The sequence below is a fragment of the Acidovorax sp. ST3 genome (assembly GCF_003231145.1).
Classification (GTDB): domain Bacteria; phylum Pseudomonadota; class Gammaproteobacteria; order Burkholderiales; family Burkholderiaceae_C; genus Acidovorax.
This window is the reverse complement of the sequence record NZ_QKVP01000001.1, coordinates 609959-630781: the sequence shown is the minus strand read 5'-3', so window position 1 is coordinate 630781 and position 20823 is coordinate 609959. Positions and strand designations below refer to the sequence as shown.

General features: G+C 66.1%; 18 protein-coding genes. 10 read left to right on the top strand and 8 right to left on the bottom strand.

Annotation, left to right across the window (positions count from 1 at the left end):
* Positions 1-11: 11 nt before the first annotated feature.
* Both DNK89_RS02820 and DNK89_RS02815 read right to left on the bottom strand, forming a co-directional pair.
* Positions 12-986, bottom strand: a complete 975-nt coding sequence (locus tag DNK89_RS02820) for a threo-3-hydroxy-L-aspartate ammonia-lyase (RefSeq protein WP_110958801.1) — start codon at positions 984-986, stop codon at positions 12-14.
* 201 nt (positions 987-1187) lie between these two features.
* Positions 1188-2162, bottom strand: coding sequence for a LysR family transcriptional regulator (locus tag DNK89_RS02815; RefSeq protein ID WP_110958800.1), 975 nt, complete (start codon positions 2160-2162; stop codon positions 1188-1190).
* 258 nt (positions 2163-2420) lie between these two features.
* Between DNK89_RS02815 and DNK89_RS02810 the strand changes: the two genes are divergently transcribed.
* Positions 2421-3422 (top strand): tripartite tricarboxylate transporter substrate binding protein BugE, encoded by a 1002-nt coding sequence (locus DNK89_RS02810; protein ID WP_110958799.1) that lies wholly within the window; start codon positions 2421-2423, stop codon positions 3420-3422.
* Between the two features lie 11 nt (positions 3423-3433).
* Positions 3434-4882 carry a M20 family metallopeptidase gene (locus DNK89_RS02805; protein WP_370220826.1) on the top strand — a complete coding sequence of 483 codons (1449 nt, stop codon included), beginning with the start codon at positions 3434-3436 and terminating at the stop codon, positions 4880-4882.
* A 41-nt stretch (positions 4883-4923) separates the two neighbouring features.
* Here DNK89_RS02805 and DNK89_RS02800 read toward each other — a convergent pair whose 3' ends face one another.
* The 3 genes from DNK89_RS02800 to DNK89_RS02790 all read right to left on the bottom strand — a co-directional run bounded on the left by DNK89_RS02800 (position 4924) and on the right by DNK89_RS02790 (position 8481).
* Positions 4924-5766 (bottom strand): enoyl-CoA hydratase-related protein, encoded by an 843-nt coding sequence (locus DNK89_RS02800; protein ID WP_110958798.1) that lies wholly within the window; start codon positions 5764-5766, stop codon positions 4924-4926.
* Positions 5767-5945: 179 nt separating this feature from the next.
* Complete coding sequence (locus DNK89_RS02795) at positions 5946-6758, bottom strand: hypothetical protein (RefSeq protein ID WP_110958797.1); 813 nt, start codon at positions 6756-6758, stop codon at positions 5946-5948.
* A 184-nt stretch (positions 6759-6942) separates the two neighbouring features.
* Complete coding sequence (locus tag DNK89_RS02790) at positions 6943-8481, bottom strand: helicase HerA-like domain-containing protein (RefSeq protein WP_110958796.1); 1539 nt, start codon at positions 8479-8481, stop codon at positions 6943-6945.
* 241 nt (positions 8482-8722) lie between these two features.
* On the opposite strand from DNK89_RS02790, the gene DNK89_RS02785 reads away from it, so the two are divergent.
* The 7 genes from DNK89_RS02785 (at position 8723) to rng (ending at position 15605) form a co-directional block, all read left to right on the top strand.
* Positions 8723-9442, top strand: coding sequence for a YebC/PmpR family DNA-binding transcriptional regulator (locus tag DNK89_RS02785; protein ID WP_015014275.1), 720 nt, complete (start codon positions 8723-8725; stop codon positions 9440-9442).
* Positions 9443-9557: 115 nt separating this feature from the next.
* Positions 9558-10838, top strand: coding sequence for a phosphoribosylamine--glycine ligase (gene purD, locus DNK89_RS02780; protein WP_015014274.1), 1281 nt, complete (start codon positions 9558-9560; stop codon positions 10836-10838).
* The gene (hemF, locus tag DNK89_RS02775) at positions 10838-11809 is read left to right on the top strand and encodes an oxygen-dependent coproporphyrinogen oxidase (RefSeq protein WP_060987546.1); all 972 of its coding nucleotides are present in this window, start codon (positions 10838-10840) and stop codon (positions 11807-11809) included. Before purD ends, hemF begins: the two co-directional genes overlap by 1 nt.
* Positions 11810-12002: 193 nt before the next feature.
* Entirely contained in the window at positions 12003-12836 is an 834-nt protein-coding gene (gene rsfS / locus DNK89_RS02770; protein ID WP_110958795.1) for a ribosome silencing factor, read from the top strand.
* 72 nt (positions 12837-12908) lie between these two features.
* Complete coding sequence (rlmH, locus tag DNK89_RS02765; RefSeq protein WP_007858784.1) at positions 12909-13376, top strand: 23S rRNA (pseudouridine(1915)-N(3))-methyltransferase RlmH; 468 nt, start codon at positions 12909-12911, stop codon at positions 13374-13376.
* A 99-nt stretch (positions 13377-13475) separates the two neighbouring features.
* Positions 13476-14090: a nucleoside triphosphate pyrophosphatase gene (locus tag DNK89_RS02760; protein WP_110958794.1), complete on the top strand. Its 615-nt coding sequence runs from the start codon at positions 13476-13478 to the stop codon at positions 14088-14090.
* A gap of 24 nt (positions 14091-14114) precedes the next feature.
* Complete coding sequence (rng, locus tag DNK89_RS02755) at positions 14115-15605, top strand: ribonuclease G (protein ID WP_015014270.1); 1491 nt, start codon at positions 14115-14117, stop codon at positions 15603-15605.
* A 50-nt stretch (positions 15606-15655) separates the two neighbouring features.
* Here rng and DNK89_RS02750 read toward each other — a convergent pair whose 3' ends face one another.
* Positions 15656-16264 (bottom strand): glutathione S-transferase family protein, encoded by a 609-nt coding sequence (locus DNK89_RS02750; RefSeq protein ID WP_110959168.1) that lies wholly within the window; start codon positions 16262-16264, stop codon positions 15656-15658.
* Between the two features lie 94 nt (positions 16265-16358).
* Between DNK89_RS02750 and DNK89_RS02745 the strand changes: the two genes are divergently transcribed.
* Entirely contained in the window at positions 16359-17324 is a 966-nt protein-coding gene (locus DNK89_RS02745) for a YafY family protein (RefSeq protein WP_110958793.1), read from the top strand.
* Positions 17325-17331: 7 nt separating this feature from the next.
* Here DNK89_RS02745 and DNK89_RS02740 read toward each other — a convergent pair whose 3' ends face one another.
* Positions 17332-18054 carry a response regulator gene (locus tag DNK89_RS02740; protein ID WP_056062333.1) on the bottom strand — a complete coding sequence of 241 codons (723 nt, stop codon included), beginning with the start codon at positions 18052-18054 and terminating at the stop codon, positions 17332-17334.
* A gap of 23 nt (positions 18055-18077) precedes the next feature.
* On the bottom strand, positions 18078-20792 hold the full coding sequence (locus DNK89_RS02735; protein ID WP_110958792.1) for a DUF4118 domain-containing protein: 2715 nt from the start codon (positions 20790-20792) through the stop codon (positions 18078-18080).
* Positions 20793-20823: the final 31 nt, after the last annotated feature.

Below are 20823 nucleotides of genomic sequence, written 5' to 3'. Positions count from 1 at the left end.
AAAAGTGGGGGCTAGTCTGCCAGAAACCGTGCCAGCCGCGACAAATCGACGTTGCCGCCGCTAATAAGGACGCCGACGCGCGCGCCGTGGATGTCCACATTGCCGTGCTGGGCCCCAGCGAAGGCCAGGGCGCCTGTGGGCTCGACCATGATCTTCATGCGCTCGGCAAAAAAGCGCAGGGATTCCACCAACTGCTCGTCGGTGGCGGTGACCATGTCGTCGGCCAGGCGCTGGATGATGGGGAAGGTGAGCTGGCCCAGCGCCTGGGTTTGTGCGCCGTCGGCAATGGTGTGGGGCGTGGGAATCTGCACCACATGCCCGGCTTTGAACGACTGCTGGCCGTCGTTGCCCGCTGCGGGCTCCACCCCTACCACCCGGCATTGCGGTGCGAGCGCCTCGGCGGCGAGCAGGCTGCCGGCCAGCAGGCCACCGCCGCCGACGCAGACGAACAAGTAGTCCAGGTCGGGCACTTCTTCAAAAAGCTCTTTGGCCGCCGTTCCCTGGCCGGCGATGACATGGGGGTGGTCGAATGGGGGCACCAGGGTCATGCCGCGCTCCAGCGCCAGGCGGCGGCTGATGGCCTCGCGGTCTTCGGTGTAGCGGTTGTAGGTGACGACCTGGGCACCGTAGTCGCGTGTGGCGGCCATCTTGGAGGCGGGCGCGTCCTCGGGCATGACGATGGCGGCCGGCATGTCCAGCAGCCGGGCCGACAGCGCAATGGCCTGGGCATGGTTACCGGCCGAGAAGGCAAGCACGCCGCGTTCGCGCTGCTCGTCGGTGAACTGGGCCAGGGTGTTGAATGCGCCCCTGAACTTGAAGGCGCCCGTGCGTTGCAGGTTCTCGCACTTGAAGAACAACTGGGCGCCCAGCCGCTCGTCGGCGGTGCTGGAGCGCAGCACGGGCGTGCGGTGCGCCATGCCCTTGAGCCGGTGCGCGGCAGCGGCCACATCGTCGTAGGTGGGTGGGGGAGCGGTGTGCTCGGTCATAGCGGTGTCCTCGCTGCGGGGCGCAGCCTGCCCCTGGTGGGTACATGATAGCCCGTCAAGCAGATTGTTGGCATAAGAATGGCCGCTACCGATTGATGGTTGGGTGATCTTTGCTATCAAATGCGTAGTGATGGCAGAGCTGCGCAGCACTGCCAGCGACGGTAGGTAACGGCACGGCATGTGTGGGGCTTGGCCATCGCGCTACTTGTTGCGCCAGCTTTTGAGCATCCGGATCAGCATGGCGGGTATTTGCTCGCGCCGGTGCACCACGCCCAACGGGGGGAGGGGGCTGCTCAGCTTCACATCCAGCTGGCACAGCTGCGCGCCCGACGGCAGCACGGGCGCAATGCTCTGGGGGACCAGCGCCACGGCATCGGGCTGGTTCAGCAGGCTGGCGAACACGGGGAGCGAGACGGTCGACACCGGGAACTGCAGCGCATCGGGCAGGGCCGCCAGCACTTCACGCTCGAAGATCTCGCGCACGGCGATGGTGGCGGTGGGCAGCACCCAGCGTGAATCCTTGAGCGCCGAGAGCGCGATGCCCCGGCGCTTGGCCAGGGGATGGCGGGTGCTGGCCATGATCACCGGTTCATCGGGCTGCAGCGGCTTGAAAACGTACGACGCTGGCAGCAGCACCGGCTCGCGGCAGAACACCGCGTCGAGCCCGCCGTTGAGCAAGAGCGGCAGCAGCCGTTGGCTTGAGTCCTCCTGGACGTCGATGTGCACCCGGGGCTGGGTTTTGTAGAACTCTGCGAGCAAGGGCGACAGGATGGCCTGCGTGGCCGCGGGGGTGGCGCCCAGGCGCAGTGCAGCGGCAGCGCCGCGCCGGATGGCGGCCAGAGACTCTGCCGCTTCCTCCAGCGCGGCGAGCACTCCGCGGGCTGTGTCTACCAGCGTCTGGCCCGCCAGCGTGGGCCGGATGCCCCGCGCATGGCGCTCGAAGAGGCGCACGCTCAGGATGCGCTCCATCTCTGCCAGCGCCTGCGTGGCGGCGGACTGGCTCATGTGCAGTGAAGCGGCGGCCTGCAGGACGGAGCCGCACTGCTGCAGCGCCACCAGCAGCTGCAACTGGCGCAGGCGCGCGTGGCGGGCCAGGCGGGCATAGAGCACCTGCCCTTGCGGGGGCGCGGGGTCGTCCAGGTTGTCGGAATCGGTGGGTGGGGTTGAGAGGGCCATGGGGCTCCTGTCCAGACTGGCAAATAAGGAGAAGCGATAGAGATCCGGCAGCAGCGTGATTCGCCACTGCGATGGTTGCTATCCCGTCGGAGCTATCGACAAGGCTTATACCTTTCGAAGAATACCGCGACCTGCAGAGAGTCTGAAATTCCTATAGTCGATATCAGTAGCAGGCATGCCCGGTGGCCCTGCGCACCGCGCCCTTCCGGCTGATCCAGACCCATCCATCCATTCACGAAAGCGCTACCCATGTCCACAATGACTTCGTTTCTGGCACGGCGGACCGTTGTGTCCACACTGTGCGCCGCAGCTGCCTCCGCCCTGCTGGTGGCAGCCCCGGCAGCGCAAGCTGCAGACAACTACCCGAGCAAGCCTGTGAAGCTGATCGTGCCGTTTGCCCCCGGTGGCTCCACCGACATCGTGGCCCGCGTGGTGGCCGAGGGCATGCGCGCCAGCCTGGGGCAATCGGTGGTGGTGGACAACAAGGCGGGTGCTGGCGGCCTGCTGGGCACCGAGACCATCGCCCAGTCTGCGCCCGACGGCTACACCATCGGCATGGCCACGGTGAGCACGGCCACGGTCAACCCTTCCATCTTCACCCGCGCGGCCAAACTGGAGGGCAAGCTGGTACCGGTGGTCAAGCTCGTGACCCTGCCCTCGGTCTACATGGTGCACCCTAGCATGGGCGTCAGGGACTTCCAGGGCTTCATGGCCAAGGTTAAAGCCAAGCCCGGCGACTACAGCGTGGGCGTGCCCGGCCTCGGAACGCTGGGCCACCTCATGATGGCGTCGTTCAACGAGACCTTGAAGACCGATATCCAGATCGTTCCCTACCGTGGCAACGGCCCCGCGCTCAACGATGCCCTGGCAGGCATGGTGCAGGTGATGGCAGACCAGCTGCCCTCGGCCATGCCGCACATCAAGGGCGGCAAGCTGGTGCCCATGGTGCTGGCCGCCGACCGCCGCGTGTCCGAGCTGCCGGATGTGCCCACCTTCAAGGAGCTGGGCCACGCCGACCTCAATGAGCTGGGGATGAGCTGGTTCGGGTTGGTTGTGCCTGCGGGTACGCCTGCGCCCGTCATCAAGCGGCTGCAGGACGCGGCCGTCAGCGCCTTGCGTTCGCCCGATGTGCAAGGCCGCCTCAAGACCATGGGGGCGACAGCGGTGGAGATGGACCAGAGCAAATTTGCATCGCAGATCGCCGCTGACCTCCAGCGCAACAAGGCGCTGCTGGACAAGCTGGGCGTGAAGCCTGAATAAGGGGCGGTGCGATGACTGCTGCCGTGCAATCGATTCAGGATCTGCAGGATTTTTTTGACCGTGAGAGGCCCCGGATGGCGGGGCTGGCCGACAGAGTGTGGTCCCTGGCCGAGCTGCGCTACGCCGAGCGCGGGTCTGCCCAGCTGCACATCGACGGGCTGGCCGCAGCGGGCTTTCGGATCACGCGCGACGTGGCCGGTATCTCCACCGCCTTCATGGCGGAGTGGGGCGACGAAGGCCCGGTGCTGGCCTTTCTGGGCGAGTACGACGCGCTCTCGGGCCTCAACCAGCAAAGCGGTGCGCTGGTGTGCCAGCCGTCCGTGGACAGCCCCGGCCTGGCCGGGCACGGCTGCGGCCACCATCTGCTGGGTACCGCGGCGCACTTTGCCGCCATTGCGTTGCAAGAGCACCTGCGCCGCTCGGGCCAGCAGGCGCGCGTGCGGTTCTACGGCTGCCCGGCCGAAGAAGGTGGCTCGGGCAAGACCTTCATGGCACGCGCAGGGGTCTTCGATGATGTGGACACGGCGCTGACGTGGCACCCGGGCAGCTTTACCGGGGTGCTGAGCCAGGCCACGCTGGCCAATGTGCAGGCGCGTTTTGTCTTTCACGGGCGCGCCTCGCACGCGGCCCACTCGCCGCACCTGGGCCGCAGTGCCCTGGATGCAGTGGAGTTGATGAATGTCGGTGTGAACTACATGCGCGAGCACATGCCTGCGGATGCGAGGGTCCACTATGCGGTCACCGACTCGGGCGGGTTCTCACCCAACGTGGTGCAGGCGCGCGCCGAGGTGCTGTACCTGATCCGCGCACGCAACAACCGCGATGCCGCCGAGCTGTATGAGCGTGTGCAGAACGTGGCGCGTGGTGCTGCCTTGATGACGGATTGCCGTGTCGAAATCGTGTTCGACAAGGCCTGCTCCAACCTGCTGCAAAACCGCACGCTGAACCAGGTGATGTACGCGCAGATGCAGGCACTGGGGCAGCTGAAGGTCGATGCCGCGCAGCACAAGCTGGCGGGGGATTTTCAGGCGACGCTGGACCCTGCCGATGTCGAGCAGGTCAGCCGCCCGCTGGCCAGTGTGCTGCGGGGCAAGGTGCCGGCGATCTTCGAAGGCATCGCGGCCTACGACCCTGCCGTCGAGGAAACCCTGTTCGGCTCAACCGACGTGGCGGACGTGAGCTGGATCACCCCCACCGTGCAGGCCTGGGTGGCCTGCTACGCCTTCGGCACGCCGTTGCATTCATGGCAGATGGTGTCGCAAGGGCAGTCCGGGCTGGCACACGCGGGCATGGTGCACGCAGCGCAAATCCTGGCCGCCACGGCGATTGTGTTGCTGGAGCAGCCGGAGCTGATCGGGCAGGCCAAGGCCGAATTGCTGGAGCGCCGAGGTGGCCAGCCTTATGTCTGCCCCATCCCGGCAGATGCTCCGTTGCCGAACCAGCCGCGCGCTGCGGGTTGATGGGACCACCGTGATTCGCCTGCCAGTGCTTGTTCAGCGCATCAACCCAGTTCGCTGAACCGCTGCAGCGGTGTGAGTGCGGGGAACTCGCCCGTGCGTTTCTGCTTCATGGCCGTGACCGATTCGCGCACATGCTGGTTGCTCCAGATGGCGCCCTGCAGCCAGCCCATCTGGCGCAGGCTGTCTTCCACGCTGTGGTCGCGCGCGTAGTTCACGGCCTGCTTGGTGCCCCAGATGGCCACCGGGGGTTTGGACGCGATCTCTTTGGCGCACTGCAGCGCGGCAGCCAGCATGGCCTCCTGCGTGTCGAACACTTCGTTGACCAGGCCGTAGTTCAGGGCCTTGGCGGCGCTCAGGCGGCGGCCGGTGTAGGCCAGCTCCTTGACCACGCCCAGCGGGATGAGCTTGGGCAGGCGCTGTAGCGTGCCTACGTCGGCCACCATGCCGATGTTGATTTCCTGGATGCAGAAGAACGCATCTTGCGTGGCGTAGCGGATGCAGCCCGCCGTGACCATGTCCACCGCGCCGCCGATGCAGCCGCCATGGATGGCCATGATCACCGGGATGCGCAGGTTGTCGATGCGGGTGAAGGTGGCCTGCATGTCGGTCAGCAGGTCGAAGATTGCGGCCCGACCCTCGGGGCTCTGGTCGTCCATGGTGATGGCGCCGCCAAAGGTTTCCAGCGCCATGCCCGCGCTGAAATGTTTGCCGGTGCTGCTGATGACCAGCGCCCGCGCCTCGCCCGCCTGGTGCAGCTGGGCCAGCACCGTGTCCAGCTCGCGCCAGAAGGTGGGATGCATGGTGTTCATGGCCTCGGGTTTGTTCAGAACCAGATGGGCCACGTGGTCAGTGATGCTGAGGGAAAAGCAGGTGAGGGTGTTCATGGGGTGCCACTGTAGACCGGTGGACACAGGCCCGGTCGTCGCCTGGGTGACTGGGCGTGATTTCAGGCCCTTTTGGCTGCATGCGGCAGTGCATCATGCCTGGGTAGCTATCAAAAAGAGAGTGAATGGGGCTAGCGTTGTGCCGCCAGCGGGGGCGATTGGGTGGGTGGACCAGGCGCTCAGTCCCCGCCGCCACCACAACCGCCGCCGTCGCCCCCGCCATCCCCGCCGCCGTCACTGCCCGCATCCGAACTCTCGGCACCGCCAAAGTCGCCCGAGCTGCCGCTGTAACTGCCGTCCGAAAAACTGGTGCCGCAGTAGCTGTCGCGGCCGCTGCCGCCGGCGTCGCTCTTACGCGCGATGTCGGAGCAATCGGGCACGTAGCTGAAGCCCCCGGCAATCGCGAACTTGGCGTCCAGCGCAAACAGCAGGGGCAGGCGGCTGGGCGCCTTGGGGTCGATGGACTCTTCCTTGCACACCCAGTACCAGCAGCGGCGCAGGCCGTCGTTGTGGCGCGCCTTGTGGCCCAGCGCCTCGGCGGGGGTGTGGTGCAGGAAGAACCCCAGCGCGTTCTGGCACCACAGCTTGTACGCCTGGGTGTGCAGGATGAACTCGTGCCACAGCGCATCGACCGCCTTGGAGGGCATGGCCACAAACTGCTGGTTGCTGCGCAGGCAGGCCATGAAGAACTGGCGCAGGCCGCGTTCGACCAGCTCACAGTCTCGGGTGCTCAGATGGGGGTAGGTCTCGCGCAGCTTGCGCTGCAGAAAGCGGGGCAGGGGAGCCTCGCGGATGTAACGCTGGCGCACGGCGTTGGTCCACTGGATCACCAGCGCCGTGAATATCACGGTGGCAATGAAGTACAGGACCCAGGGCCAGCGCAGGCGCCAGGCACCGGCAAAGATGCCGAGGATGGCTGCCACCCACACCCCAATGGCCAGCAGCATGACCTTGCCGCCCCAGCGCAGCAGAACGTTTTCGATCCGTGTCATCGTCCCTCCTTCTTTTTGTTGTTGTGTATGGCGATTTCACGGCAGCCATGTGACTGATTTGTGACGACTTGCGGGGTGTCGTCAACCCGTCACAGGCGCCATGTGCTGTGCTTTTGCTAGAGAGGCAAGCCGCAGGGGGCGGGAGAGGCGCCGGTCGATGACGCCGGGCGCCATACCAACGGAGTTAACGGCGCTTGCTGCCGCCGCCAAAGATGCCGCCCAGCACGCCCCGCAGAATCTCCTTGCCAATTGTGGTGCCCATGGTACGCACGGCGGACTTGGCCATGGTCTGCGCTAGGCCGTCGCGTTTGCCGCCGCGTGGGCCGGTGCTGCCAAACAGCACATCGTTCAGCCCGCCCAGCAGGCCGCCGCCTTCTTCGGCGGGCGTGCCGGCGGTCACCTTGCCGTTGCCACCGCCCGATGCATTGCCTGCCTGCGTGCCGGCTTCAGCTGCGCGGCCCTTGAGTTTTTCGTAGGCGGACTCGCGGTCCACCATTTTTTCGTACACACCCGCCACCAGCGAGCCGGCCATCAGCGTCTGGCGCTGCTGCGGGGTGATGGGGCCGAGCTGGCTGCCGGGGGGTAGCACGAACACGCGCTCGGTCACGCTGGGGCGGCCCTTGGCGTCCAGAAAGCTCACCAGCGCCTCGCCCACGGCCAGCTCGGTGATGGCGGTTTCGATATCCAGGCCCGGCTTTTGCCGCATGGTGGTGGCCGTGGCCTTCACGGCCTTCTGATCGCGCGGGGTGAAGGCGCGCAGCGCGTGCTGCACACGGTTGCCCAGCTGGGCGAGCACGCTGTCGGGGATGTCGAGCGGGTTCTGGGTGACGAAATACACGCCCACGCCCTTGGAACGCACCAGGCGCACCACCAGCTCAATGCGCTCGATGAGCACCTTGGGCGCCTCGTTGAACAGCAGGTGGGCCTCGTCGAAGAAGAACACCAGCTTGGGCTGCTCGGGGTCGCCGATTTCGGGCAGTTGCTCGAACAGCTCAGACAGCATCCACAAGAGGAACGTGGCGTACAGGCGCGGTGAGTTCATCAGCTTGTCCGCCGCCAGGATGTTGACCACGCCATGGCCGTCCACCGTCTGCATGAAGTCCTGGATGTTGAGCATGGGCTCGCCAAAGAACTTGTCGCCGCCTTGCTGCTCGATCTGAAGCAGCCCGCGCTGGATGGCGCCCACGCTGGCGGCGCTGACGTTGCCGTATTCGGTGGTGAACTCCTTGCTGTTGTCACCCACGTACTGCAGCATGGCGCGCAGGTCTTTCAGGTCCAGCAGCAGCAGGCCGTTGTCGTCGGCGATCTTGAACACCAGATTGAGCACGCCCAGCTGGGTCTCGTTGAGGTTGAGCATGCGGCCCAGCAGCAGCGGGCCCATGTCGGACACCGTGGCGCGCACCGGGTGGCCCTGCTCGCCGAACACGTCCCACAGTGTGGTGGGGCAGGCCAAGGGTTCTGGAAGATCCAGGCCGCGCTCTTTGAGCACCGCTGCCAATTTGTCGCCGATCTTCCCGGGCTGGCTGGCGCCAGTCAGGTCGCCCTTCACGTCGGCCATGAACACCGGCACGCCAATGCGCGAGAAGTTTTCGGCCAGGGTTTGCAGCGTCACGGTCTTGCCGGTGCCGGTGGCGCCGGTGATAAGCCCGTGGCGGTTGGCCAGGCCGGGCAACAGGTGGCATTCGATGGTGTCGTGCTTGGCAATCAGGAGGGGGTCAGCCATTTCGGGTTTCCTCGGGGTGAGGGAACCTCTGCACGCGTCGCGCGCCGTGTGCATCTGCGGTCTCGGGCGGTCTGCTGCGTTACAAATGCTCGCAATAGCTGCGGCTATTGCTGCGCTTTGTGCCTGGCAGCCCATCCCGACCCGCAGCGCACACTTTCCGCGCGACGCGTGCAGAGGTTCCCTGTGTTCAGCAAAAAGTAAAATCCACCGACTAGATTAAATCAATACAAAAGGACTTCTCGTGGCAGGACACAGCAAATGGGCGAATATCCAGCACCGCAAAGGGCGCCAGGATGAAAAACGCGGCAAGATCTGGACCCGCATCATTCGTGAAATCACTGTAGCCGCCCGTGCCGGTGGCGGTGACCTGTCTGCCAACCCCCGCCTGCGCCTGGCGGTGGACAAGGCCAAGGCGGCCAACATGCCCGCCGACCGCATCAAGTACAACATCGACAAGGCCACGGGTAACGCCGAAGGCCTGACCTACGAAGAAATCCGCTACGAAGGCTACGGCATTGGCGGCGCGGCCATCATGATCGACACCATGACCGACAACCGTGTGCGCACCGTGGCCGAAGTGCGCCACGCGTTCAGCAAACATGGTGGCAACATGGGCACCGAAGGCTCGGTGGTCTTCCAGTTCAAGCACTGTGGCCAGCTGATTTTTGCCCCCGGCACCAGCGAAGACAAGGTGATGGAAGTGGCGCTGGAGGCGGGCGCCGAAGACGTGGTGACCGACGAAGACGGCGCGGTGGAGGTGCTGACTGCCCCGGCCGACTTTGAAGCCGTGAAAAACGCGCTGGAGGCCGCTGGCCTGACGGCCGAAGTGGCGGGCGTGACCATGCGGCCTGAAAACACCATCGAGCTGACCGGCGAAGACGCCGCCAAGATGCAAAAGCTGCTGGACGTACTGGAAGACCTGGACGACACCCAGGAGGTCTACCACAACGCGGCGCTGTGACTTTGCACCCGTTGATCACCGCTTTTTTTCTTGCCCTGACCTGTTTTCCGACTGATATTCCCCCGAACCCCACCCAGCAGCGCAGCGCTCTGGGCCGGGTTCACCAAAGGCTCCTATGAAAGTACTTGTGATTGGTGGCGGCGGCCGTGAACACGCGATGGCGTGGAAACTGAGCCAGTCCCCCAAGGTGACCAAGGTGTATGTGGCACCCGGCAACGGTGGCACGGCCCTGAACCCCAAGCTCGAAAACGTGGCGATCTCCGACGTGCGCGAACTGCGCACCTGGGCCCAGGCCGAGAAGATCGCGCTGACCGTGGTGGGCCCCGAGGCGCCGCTGGCCGCCGGTGTGGTCGATGAGTTCCGCGCCCACGGCCTGCGCATCTTCGGCCCCACCAAGGCGGCTGCGCAGCTGGAAAGCTCCAAGGCGTTCAGCAAGGCCTTCATGCGCCGCCATGGCATCCCCACGGCCGACTATGACACCTTCACCGACCCGGCAGCCGCCCACGCCTTTGTGGACCGCCTGGGCGCGCCCATCGTCATCAAGGCCGACGGCCTGGCAGCGGGCAAGGGCGTGGTGGTGGCGATGACGCTGCAAGAGGCCCACGACGCCGTGGACTTCATGCTGGTGGACAACAAATATGGCGTGACGCACAACGAAGGCGGCGCGCGTGTGGTGATCGAGGAATTCCTCGAAGGCGAAGAAGCCAGTTTCATCGTGTTGTGCGACGGCAAGAACGTTCTGGCGCTGGCCACCAGCCAGGACCACAAGCGCCTGAAGGACGGCGACGAAGGCCCCAACACCGGCGGCATGGGCGCCTACTCGCCCGCGCCCGTGGTCACGGCCGACGTGCATGCCCGCGCCATGCGCGAGATCATCCTGCCCACCATCCGCGGCATGGAAAAGGATGGCATTCCTTACACCGGCTTCCTGTATGCCGGTTTGATGATCGATGCCAAGGGCCAGCCCAAGACGCTCGAATTCAACTGCCGCATGGGCGACCCGGAGACGCAGCCCATCCTGATGCGCCTGAAGAGCGATTTCAGCGACGTGATGGCCGCTGCTGCCGACGGCAAGCTCGACCAGATGGAACTGCAATGGGACCGCCGCACCGCGCTGGGCGTGGTCATGGCCGCCCATGGCTACCCGGAGAACCCGCGCAAGGGTGACCCGATCACCGGCCTGCCGGCTGAGGCGGACGATGCCGTGGTGTTCCACGCGGGTACGCAGCTCAAGGACGGCGTGGTGAGCGTGACGGGTGGCCGTGTGCTGTGCGTTACCGTGCTGGCCGACAGCGTCAAGCAAGCGCAGCAACGTGCGTACGACGTGGCGCGTGGCATCCAGTTTGATGGCGCGCAGTACCGCCGCGACATCGGCTTCCGTGCCCTGAAAAGCTGATGGCAGACGCCCAGACTTTGAACCCCGCCGACACGGTGGCCCGTGTGCGCGCGTACCTGGTGGGCCTGCAGGCGCGCATCACCGACGCGCTGGAATCCGTGGAAGGCGAGGGCGGTGCCCGTTTTCTGGCCGATGCCTGGAGCAAGCCGCCCGGCGAGCCGCTGCAGGGCGACGGCATCACCAAGATCATGGAAGGCGGCCGCGTGTTCGAGCGTGCCGGTTGTGGCTTCAGCCACGTACGCGGCCCGCAACTGCCGCCCTCGGCCACGCAGCACCGGCCCGAGCTGGCGGGTGCACCGTTCGAGGCCATGGGCGTGTCGCTGGTGTTCCACCCGCGCAACCCCTATGTGCCCACGGTGCACATGAACGTACGCATGATCGCCGCCGGCCATCCGGGGCAGGCGCCCACCTGCTGGTTTGGTGGGGGCATGGACCTCACGCCGTACTACGGGTTTGAAGAGGATGCGGTGCACTTTCACCGTACCTGCCGCGACGCGCTGGCGCCGTTTGGCGACGACAAGTACCCGCGCTTCAAGCAATGGTGCGATGAATACTTTTACCTTAAGCACCGCAGCGAGCAGCGCGGCGTGGGGGGCGTGTTCTATGACGACTTCTCGGAGTTGGGCTTTGAGCAGAGCCTGGCCATGACGCAGTCGGTGGGCGACGCGTTCCTGAGCGCTTATCTGCCCATCGTCGAGAAGCGCCAGGGCACGCCCTACGGCGAGCGCGAACGCGACTTCCAGTTGTACCGCCGGGGCCGCTATGTTGAGTTCAACCTGGTCTGGGACCGGGGCACGCACTTTGGCCTGCAGTCGGGCGGGCGCACCGAGTCCATCCTGTTGTCCATGCCGCCGCTGGTGTCGTGGTCGTACCAGCGCTCTGACGCCGCCGATTCGGCTGAAGCTGAGCTCACGCAGCGTTTTTTGGTGCGACGCGATTGGCTTGCGGAGGGCGCTGTCCCTGCGTCCTGAAAGCCGTGAAAAGCGCAAAAGCTATAATTTCAATAGCTGCCCGCGCTTTTCACACCAGCGCAAGAGGCCAAGAACACCTCACACTGCTGCAGCGCCCCAGCACAACACCCGCGCAACACCCAAGGCTCAGCCCGCTGGCTGTGCGCTGCGTTGCACGCTATATTGATTCCATTCCCTCTCTAATCACCGCCTGATGACCACCTCCACCAAATCGGAAACCGCCGCCAAAAAAGACGTCACCAAACTCCAGCGCGCCATCGTTGATGGCCTGGAAGACGTCAAGGCGCAAGACATCCAGGTCTTCAACACCGAGCATCTCTCGCCGCTGTTTGAACGGGTGATCGTGGCATCGGGTACCTCCAACCGCCAGACCAAGGCACTTGCCGCCAGCGTGCGCGATGCGGTGAAGGAAGCCGGTTTCAGCAAGCCCCGCATCGAAGGCGAAGACAACGGCGAATGGATCATTGTGGACTGCGGCCCGGCCGTGGCGCACATCATGCAGCCCGCCATCCGCCAGTATTACCGTCTGGAAGAACTGTGGGGCGACACCCCAGTGCGCCTGAAGCTGGGCGCCGCCAAGCCCCAGTCCAGTGCCGCCACCGAACTGGCTGAGAAGAAGTCGGCCCAGAAGGCTGCCAAGGCCGCAGGCAAGGCGCCCGCCAAGAAGGCCGCGACCTCCACTGTGGCCGCCCGTTCAGGCAAGGCCACCGTCAAGGCGGTCGCCAAGACTGCTGCGAAGACTGCAGCCAAAACAGCACCGAAGCCTGCAGCAAAAACTGCGGCCAAGGCTGCACCTGCAAAGTCTGCCGCCAAGCCAGCCAGCAAGACCCCGGGCGCAGTAGCCGCCAAGAAGCCCGCCACCAAGACCCCCGTTAAGACCGTGGTGGTCAAGCCCGCTGGCGCCAAGAAGCCCGCTGCCAAGAAGTCGCCGGCAGCCAAGTCCCCTGCACGCGCTGCCGCCAAGCCAGCTTCCGCATCGGGCTCCAAGCCGGCGGCCAAGAAGGCGCCTGCGCGCAGCAAGGGCTGATCCAGCTCCGCTGCAGTGCGCTCATTCTGGGCGTTCTGCAGCGGCCTCTCCCACACGCATCCAGATTGATCCATGAAGCTGCTGATCGTGGCGGTAGGGCAGCGGGTGCCCGACTGGGCGCAGACTGCGTACGACGACTACGCCAAGCGTTTCCCGCCCGAACTCAAGGTCGAACTCAAGGCCGTCAAGACCGAGCCGCGCGGCTCCAAGACGCTGGAGACGCTCTACGCGGCTGAGCGCGAGCGCATCGAAGCCGCCATCCCGCGCGGCACCCGCGTGGTGGCGCTGGACGAGCGCGGCACCAACCTCACCACCAAGGCCCTGGCCGAACGGCTCAAGGGCTGGCAGCTGGGCGGTGACGATGTGGCGTTGGTCATCGGCGGCCCCGATGGACTGGACCCCGCCTTTCGGCAGGCGGCACACGAGCGAATTCGTCTGTCTGACCTCACCCTGCCGCATGCCATGGTGCGCGTGCTGCTCATTGAGCAGCTGTACCGCGCCTGGTCGGTGAATGCCGGGCACCCCTACCACCGGGAATGAGGCGGGTGCCCGTGCTGCAGGCTCTATTTACTATTTTTTTGATAGCTGCTAGCGCTTGATGGATAGGCGCTAGGGCTGATTTTTATTCAAAATCTGTTCATGCCTGACTTCATCTACCTCGCCTCCCAAAGCCCCCGCCGACGCCAACTGCTCGAACAGCTGGGCGTGCGCCACGAACTGCTGCTGCCCAATGTGGACGGGGACGAAGCCGAGGACACCGAGGCTATCGAAGTGGTGCTGCCCGGCGAGGCGCCCAAGGCCTACGTGGAACGCGTGACCGCCCTCAAGCTCGACGCAGCCGTAGCCCGGCGTACGCGGCGCCAGTTACCGGATGCGCCCATCCTGTGCTCCGATACCACCGTGGCCCTGGGCCGCACGATTTACGGCAAACCCGACGATGCCGCCCATGCCGCGCGCATGCTGACTGAACTGGCAGGCCACGAGCACCGCGTGCTCACGGCTGTGGCTCTGCAGGTGGGTGCCAAGCGGCTGACCGCTCTGTCGGTATCGCGCGTCACTTTCGCTGCCATGACCCCGGCGCAGATCGATGCGTATGTGGCCACGGGCGAGCCGCTGGGCAAGGCGGGTGCCTACGGCATCCAGGGCAGGGCGGCGGCGTATGTGGAACACCTGGCGGGCAGCTATTCGGGCATCATGGGGCTGCCGATGTACGAGACCGCACAGCTGCTCCGTGCCGCAGGCTTCCCGCTATAAGCAAGAACAACAGGTTCCAGAGCCATGCAACAAGACATCCTGATCAACTGGTCGCCCCAGGAAACCCGTGTGGCCATCGTCGAGCACGGCGCCGTGCAGGAGCTGCATGTGGAGCGCACGCTGGAACGTGGCCTGGTGGGCAACGTCTACCTGGGCAAGGTCTCGCGCGTGCTGCCAGGCATGCAGTCGGCCTTTATCGACATCGGGCTGGAGCGTGCCGCCTTCTTGCACGTGGCTGACGTATGGCAGCGCCAGCCCGATGGCGAGCCGCCCGCATTTGCCCGCAAGAACGAGCCGCAGGTGCCGATCGAAAAGCAGGTGTTCGAGGGGCAGGCGCTGATGGTGCAGGTCATCAAGGACCCGATTGGCACCAAGGGTGCGCGGTTGTCCACGCAGATCAGCATTGCCGGTCGCCTGCTGGTGTTTTTGCCGCAGGACGACCATGTGGGCGTGTCGCAGAAGATCCCGCCCGCCGAGCGCGATGCGCTGCGCGCGCGGCTGCAGGCGCTGGTGGGCGACAAGTCCACGGGCGGTGGCGGCGGCTTCATCCTGCGCACCAATGGCGAAGATTCCACCGATGCCGAGCTGGCTGAAGACATTGCCTACCTGCGCAAGACCTGGGCGCGCATCAAGGAGGCATCGCTCAAGCTGCCCGCCATGTCGCTGCTGCACCAGGACCTGGACCTGCTGCAGCGCGTACTGCGCGACCTGGTGGGCGACCACACGCAGACCATCCGTATTGATTCGATGGAGCAGTTCCAGCGCCTGCGCGCGTTCGGGCAGGAGTTCATGCCCGCAGCCGCCGGCAAGCTGCAGCACTACAAGGGCGAGCGCCCCATTTTTGACCTGTACTCCATCGACGAAGAGGTGGCCAAGGCCCTGGGCCGCAGGGTCGATCTGAAGTCGGGCGGCTACCTCATCGTGGACCAGACCGAGGCGCTGACCACCATCGACGTGAACACCGGCGGCTACGTGGGTGCGCGCAATTTTGACGACACCATCTTCAAGACCAACCTGGAGGCCGCGCAGGCCATTGCGCGCCAGCTGCGTCTGCGTAATCTGGGCGGCATCATCATCGTGGACTTCATCGACATGGTGCGGGACGACCACCAGCAGGCCGTACTGTCGGAGTTCAAAAAGCAGCTGGCCCGCGACCGGGTCAAGACCATGTCGTCCGGCACCTTCTCGCAACTGGGCCTGGTGGAGATGACGCGCAAGCGCACCCGCGAATCACTGGCACACATGCTGTGCGAGCCCTGCGAGGTGTGCCAGGGCAAGGGCAGCGTCAAAACCGCGCGCAGCGTGTGCTACGACATACTGCGCGAGATCCTGCGCGAAGCCCGCCAGTTCAACCCGCGTGAGTTCCGCGTCGTGGCGTCCGCGCGGGTGGTGGAGCTGTTCCTGGACGAAGAGAGCCAGCACTTGGCTGGCCTCTCGGACTTCATCAAAAAGCCCATCTCGCTGCAGGCCGAAAGCGCGATGGGGCAAGAGCAGTACGACATCGTGCTGCTGTAACAGCACTCATGATCGACTGCGCGCTCAGAGGCTAGAAGACTCTCAGGCTCTTAGGCCTCGATCTGCATCGCCGGGCGCGCCTGCACCCGGGCCAGCCACGCTTGCACATGCGGATGTGCGTTGACAGGGGCGCCCAGGTACTGGCTATAGCCCACCACTGAGCCCACCACCAGATCCACCAACGAGTAGTGGGCCCCCAGCATCCAGGGTTGCTGGGCCAGCCGTGCGTTCAGCAGGGCCAGCAACTCGCTCAGCTGACGCAGAACGGCCTCTGCCTGGGCGGTGTTGCGCCACACCGCTTCGCCCTGGGTGGCCACGTGCAGGCGCCCCACGAGCGCGCCATAGGTCACATACGACCAAGTGCACCACGACAGCGCCTGCAACGCCTCGGGCGTGCCGCCAGCGGGCCACAGGCCGCGCTCCACGCCAAAACGGTGGCCCAACCACAGGTGGATGGCCAGGGCTTCGAACATGGGCGCGCCGTCCACCGTCAGCGTGGGCACCTTGCCGTTCGGGTTGAGGGTGAGGTAGTCGGGGCGGCGCTGCTCGCCGGTGCGGATGTCGATCTTGATGCGCTCATGTGGCACACCCAGTTCGGTGAGGGCGCAGGCGATGGGGGTGGCGCTGGACATGGGGTGCCAGTAAAGAACGATGGACATGGAAAACTCCTCGGTTGTGGTGAAAGAAAAGGTGTAGCCACTGTAAGAACCATTGCGGACAATTTCGGTCCTCGATTCAAAGTACAGTGGCTGCATGCTCACCTCGTCCACACGCCTGTTGCGCCTGCTGTCACTGTTGCAAACCCGCAGCCACTGGATGGGGCCCGAGTTGGCCGAGCGGCTGGAAGTGCACCCGCGCACGCTGCGGCGCGACATCGACCGCCTGCGGCAGCTGGGCTACCCGGTGCAGGCCAGCAGCGGTGTGGCGGGCGGCTATGCGTTTCGGGCCGGACAGGCGCTGCCCCCGCTGCTGCTGGACGATGAAGAAGCCCTGGCCGTGTCGATTGCGCTGCGCACCGCCACTGCAGGTGCCGTGGGCGGCATTGAAGAACCCGCCTTGCGCGCCTTGGTGAAACTGGAGCAGGCCATGCCCCTGCGGCTGCGCGAGCAGGTGGACGCGTTGCGCTCCACCATCCTGCCGCTGGACCGCACGGGGCCGGTGGTGGAGGCCTCGTTGCTGGCTACGCTGGCGTCGGCCTGCCGCGACCAGTTGCGGCTAGGTTTTTCGTACGAAGACGGCAAGGGGCGCGCTACCCAGCGCTCGGTAGAGCCGCAGGGCGTGGTGCATACCGGCATGCGCTGGTACCTGGTGGCGTGGGACTGCGACCGTGGCGACTGGCGCACCTTTCGCATCGACCGCATGGTGGCAAAGCCGGAAGTTGGCGCGCATTTTGTGCCGCGCCCTGGGCCGGACGGCGGCGACCTCAAGGCCTACGTAACGCGCTCCATCACCGTGGCGCCGCACCCCGACCAGGCGCGGGTGGTGCTGCACGCGCCCTACGCAGAAATGGCGCGGCGCATTCCGCAGTCTGCCGGTGTGGTCACCACGCTGGCCAACGGGCAGCAGTGCCAGCTGGCATGCGCCGCCAGCGATGCACTGGTGTTCTGGCTCATGGCGCTGGATGTGGAGTTTGAGGTGCTGGCGCCCGCGTCGCTGCAGGAGCGGCTGCGCGTGGCGGGGGAGCGTGCGTTGCGTTGCACTGGTGCACGCAGTTCGTGAGTTGGCGTCAGGGTACGAACCGGTACCCGATACCCGCCTCAGTCCGCAAGTGCCGAGGCATGGAGGCGTTGTCCTCCACCTTCTTGCGCAGGTTGGCCATGTGCACGCGCACGTAGTGCGTGTCTTCAGCATGGCCTGGGCCCCATACGGCCTTGAGCAGCTGGGCGTGGGTGATGACGCGGTCGGGCTGGGAGGCCAGATAGGTGAGCAGCTTGTATTCGATGGGCGTGAGGTGCAGGGCCTCACTGCCATCGCCTTCGCCATTGCTTTGCGTGCGGCGCTCTACCGTGCGGCGGGCAAGGTCCACGGTGATGGCGCCGAACTGGATGACGGGTATCGCCTCTGGGCTGGAGGCCCGCTGGCTACGCCGCAGCTGCGCGCGCACGCGGGCCATCAGCTCGCCCGAGCCAAAGGGCTTGACGAGGTAGTCGTCGGCCCCTGCGTCCAGCGCCGCGATCTTGCTGGCTTCGGCGCTGCGGGCCGAGAGCACGATGATGGGCATCGCCGACCAGGTGCGCAGGTCTCGGATCAAGTCCACGCCATCCCCGTCGGGCAGACCCAGGTCCAGCACCACCAGGTCGGGGCGGCGGGTACCGGCCTCGATCAGGCCGCGCTGCAGGGTCGCGGCCTCGTGCACGGTGTGGCCTTCGGTCTCCAGCGTCAGGCGCACAAAGCGGCGAATATCGGCTTCGTCTTCAACGATGAGGATGTGCGTGGGCAGGTCGGTCATGGCATGGCATGGATGCAAGGGTGTCAGGCGTTGGCGTCATCGCCCAGGTCGGTGGGCGGTGTGCCGCGTGGCAGCAGCAGCGTAAAGCGCGCCCCGGCAGCCTGGCCTTGAGCGTTCAAGATCGTATCGCCCCGGATGCTGCCACCATGCGCCTGCACGATGGCGCGGCAGATGGCCAGGCCCAGGCCCACACCGGGCGTGGCGCTTTCGCGGGCGCCGCGCTCGAACTTTTCAAACAGCAACTCTTCGCGGCCTTTGGGCAGGCCGGGGCCTTCATCGGTGAGGGTCAGTGCCACCGCGTCGCTTTGGGGCTGCGCGCTGATGTGGAGGGTGGTGTCTGCGGGGGTGTACTTGGCGGCGTTTTCCAGCAGGTTGACCAGCACGCGCTCCATCAGCACGGCATCGATCTGCAGCAGCGGCAGGTCGTCGGGCAGAGTCACTTCGACCCGGTGCGCAGCGATGGCGGGGGCACTGGCGGCCAGGGCACTGCCCACCACTTCTTCCAGCGGCTGCCAGGCCTTGTTGAGTTGCACGGCCCCGGCCTCCAGACGGGCCATGTCCAGCAGGTTGTTGACCAGTGCGCTCATGCGCTGGGCCGATTGCTGGATGGCGCTGGTCAGCTCCTGTTGGTGCGCGGGCAGGGGCGGTTGCACCATGGCCAGCGATTCGGCCAGGCCGACCAGTGACGCCAGCGGCGTGCGCAGGTCGTGCGAGATGGCCGAGAGCAGCGAGTTGCGCAGCCGCTCGGACTCGATCTGCACCGTGCTTCTCTGCGCCACGTCGATGTAGTGGATGCGTTCGAGCGAAATGGCCAGCAGCGAAGCACAGGTCTGCAGCAGGCGCCGTTGCTCCACCCCGGGCACCTGGCCCTGGGGCATGGCCACCACCAGCACGCCACGGATGCGCATGGGGGCCTTGAGGGGCAGCACCAGCGTGGGGCTGGAGTGCAAGGTGTCCGTGCCCCGGCCCGCAGGCTCGCCGCGCTCAAAGGCCCATTGGGCCACGGCCATGTCCACGGGGGCGGTGCCTCCGGGCAGCACTTGCAGGCGGTTGTCATCGTCGGCCACCACCAGCGTGCTGCCTGCGCTGAACTCGCCCGTGATAAAGCGTGCGCCGATCTCGGCCACCTGTTCGGGCAGCAGGGCGGCAGACAGGTCACGCGCCATGTCGTACAGGCTGCGCACACGGTGCTCGCGGTCGGTGGCGGCCTCGGCCTGCACCTTGAGCCCGGCGGTGAGCTGGCCCACCACCAGGGCCACCACCAGCATCACGGCGAAGGTGACGACGTACTGGGCGTCGCTCACCGCAAAGTTGAAGCGGGGTGGCACAAAGAAAAAGTCAAAGAACCCCACGCCCAGAAACGCGGCCATGATGGCCGGGCCGCGCCCGAATCTGAGAGCCACCCCCACCACCACCAGCAAAAACAGCATGACGATGTTGGTCAGCTCCAGCACATTGGCCAGCGGCGTCGCGATGACGGCGGCCATGCAGCAGGCCAGCGCGGCAGCGATGTAGCCCGGCCAGAATGCAGCGCGGGGGGCTGCGGTGCTGGTGCGGGGGGCTTTCCGGTTTGTAGCGGCGTCCCGGCTAGGCAGTGTGCCCACCTGCAGCAGGTCCAGGTCGCTGGCACGTTGTCCGATCTGATCGGCCAGCGTGGCCTGCCACGGCCAGCGCCGGGTGCTGCGCCCCATCACCATGCGCACCAGGTTGTGCTCACGTGCGTAGCGCACCAGGGCCTGGGCGGGCTGCGCGGCGGGCAGCACGGCGCAGGCGGCGGCGCCCAGTTGCTGGGCGATTTTCAGCGTGCGCTCCACCTGCGGGTGCAGGGTGGCCGACTGGCCTTGCTGCTCGGGCGTTTCCACATGCACGGCGTGCCACGGCAGGTCGAGCTGGGCGGCCAGGCGGGCGCAGCTGCGCACCACCTTTTCGGCGTTGTCGCCCGTGCCCACGCAGGCCAGCAGGGCCTCGCGGTTGGGCCACACGGCCTCGGCGCTGGTGCTGCTGGCGCGGCGGTAGGCGCGCATTTCGTCGTCCACACGGTCAGCGGTGCGGCGCAGGGCCAGCTCGCGCAGGGCCAGCAGGTTGCCTTTGCGAAAGAAGTTGGCGGCGGCGCGCTCTGCCTGCTGGGGCAGGTAGACCTTGCCGGCTTTCAGGCGCGCCAGCAGCTCGTCGGGCGGCAGGTCGACCACCACCACTTCGTCGGCAGCGTCAAAAAACTGGTCGGGCACCGTCTCCCACACGCGGATGCCGGTGATACCGCTGACGATGTCGTTCAGGCTCTCCAGGTGCTGCACGTTCATGGTGGACCACACGTCGATGCCTGCGGCCAGCAGTTCTTCGGCGTCTTGCCAGCGTTTGGGGTGGCGCGATCCGGCCACGTTGCTGTGGGCCAGCTCGTCGAGCAGCACCAGGCCTCCGGGGTGCGCGGCGCCCCAGGCCAGGGCGGCGTCCAGGTCAAACTCGGGCAGGGTGCGGTCTTTGTAGGGCAGGGCGCGCAGCGGCAGGCGCGGCAGGTGTGCGGTCAGCGCCTCGGTGTCGGTGCGGCCATGCGTTTCGACCACGCCGATGGTGACGGGCAGGCCCTGCGCCTGCGCCGCCCGGGCGGCGGACAGCATGGCAAAGGTCTTGCCCACCCCGGCGCAGGCGCCAAAAAACACCTTGAGCCGCCCGCGCTGCTGCTGGGCCTGCTCTTGCTGGATGCGCTGCAGCAGCGCGTCGGGGTCGGGGCGATCCTGCATGGGCACAGTGTATCCACCAATTTGATGTCGA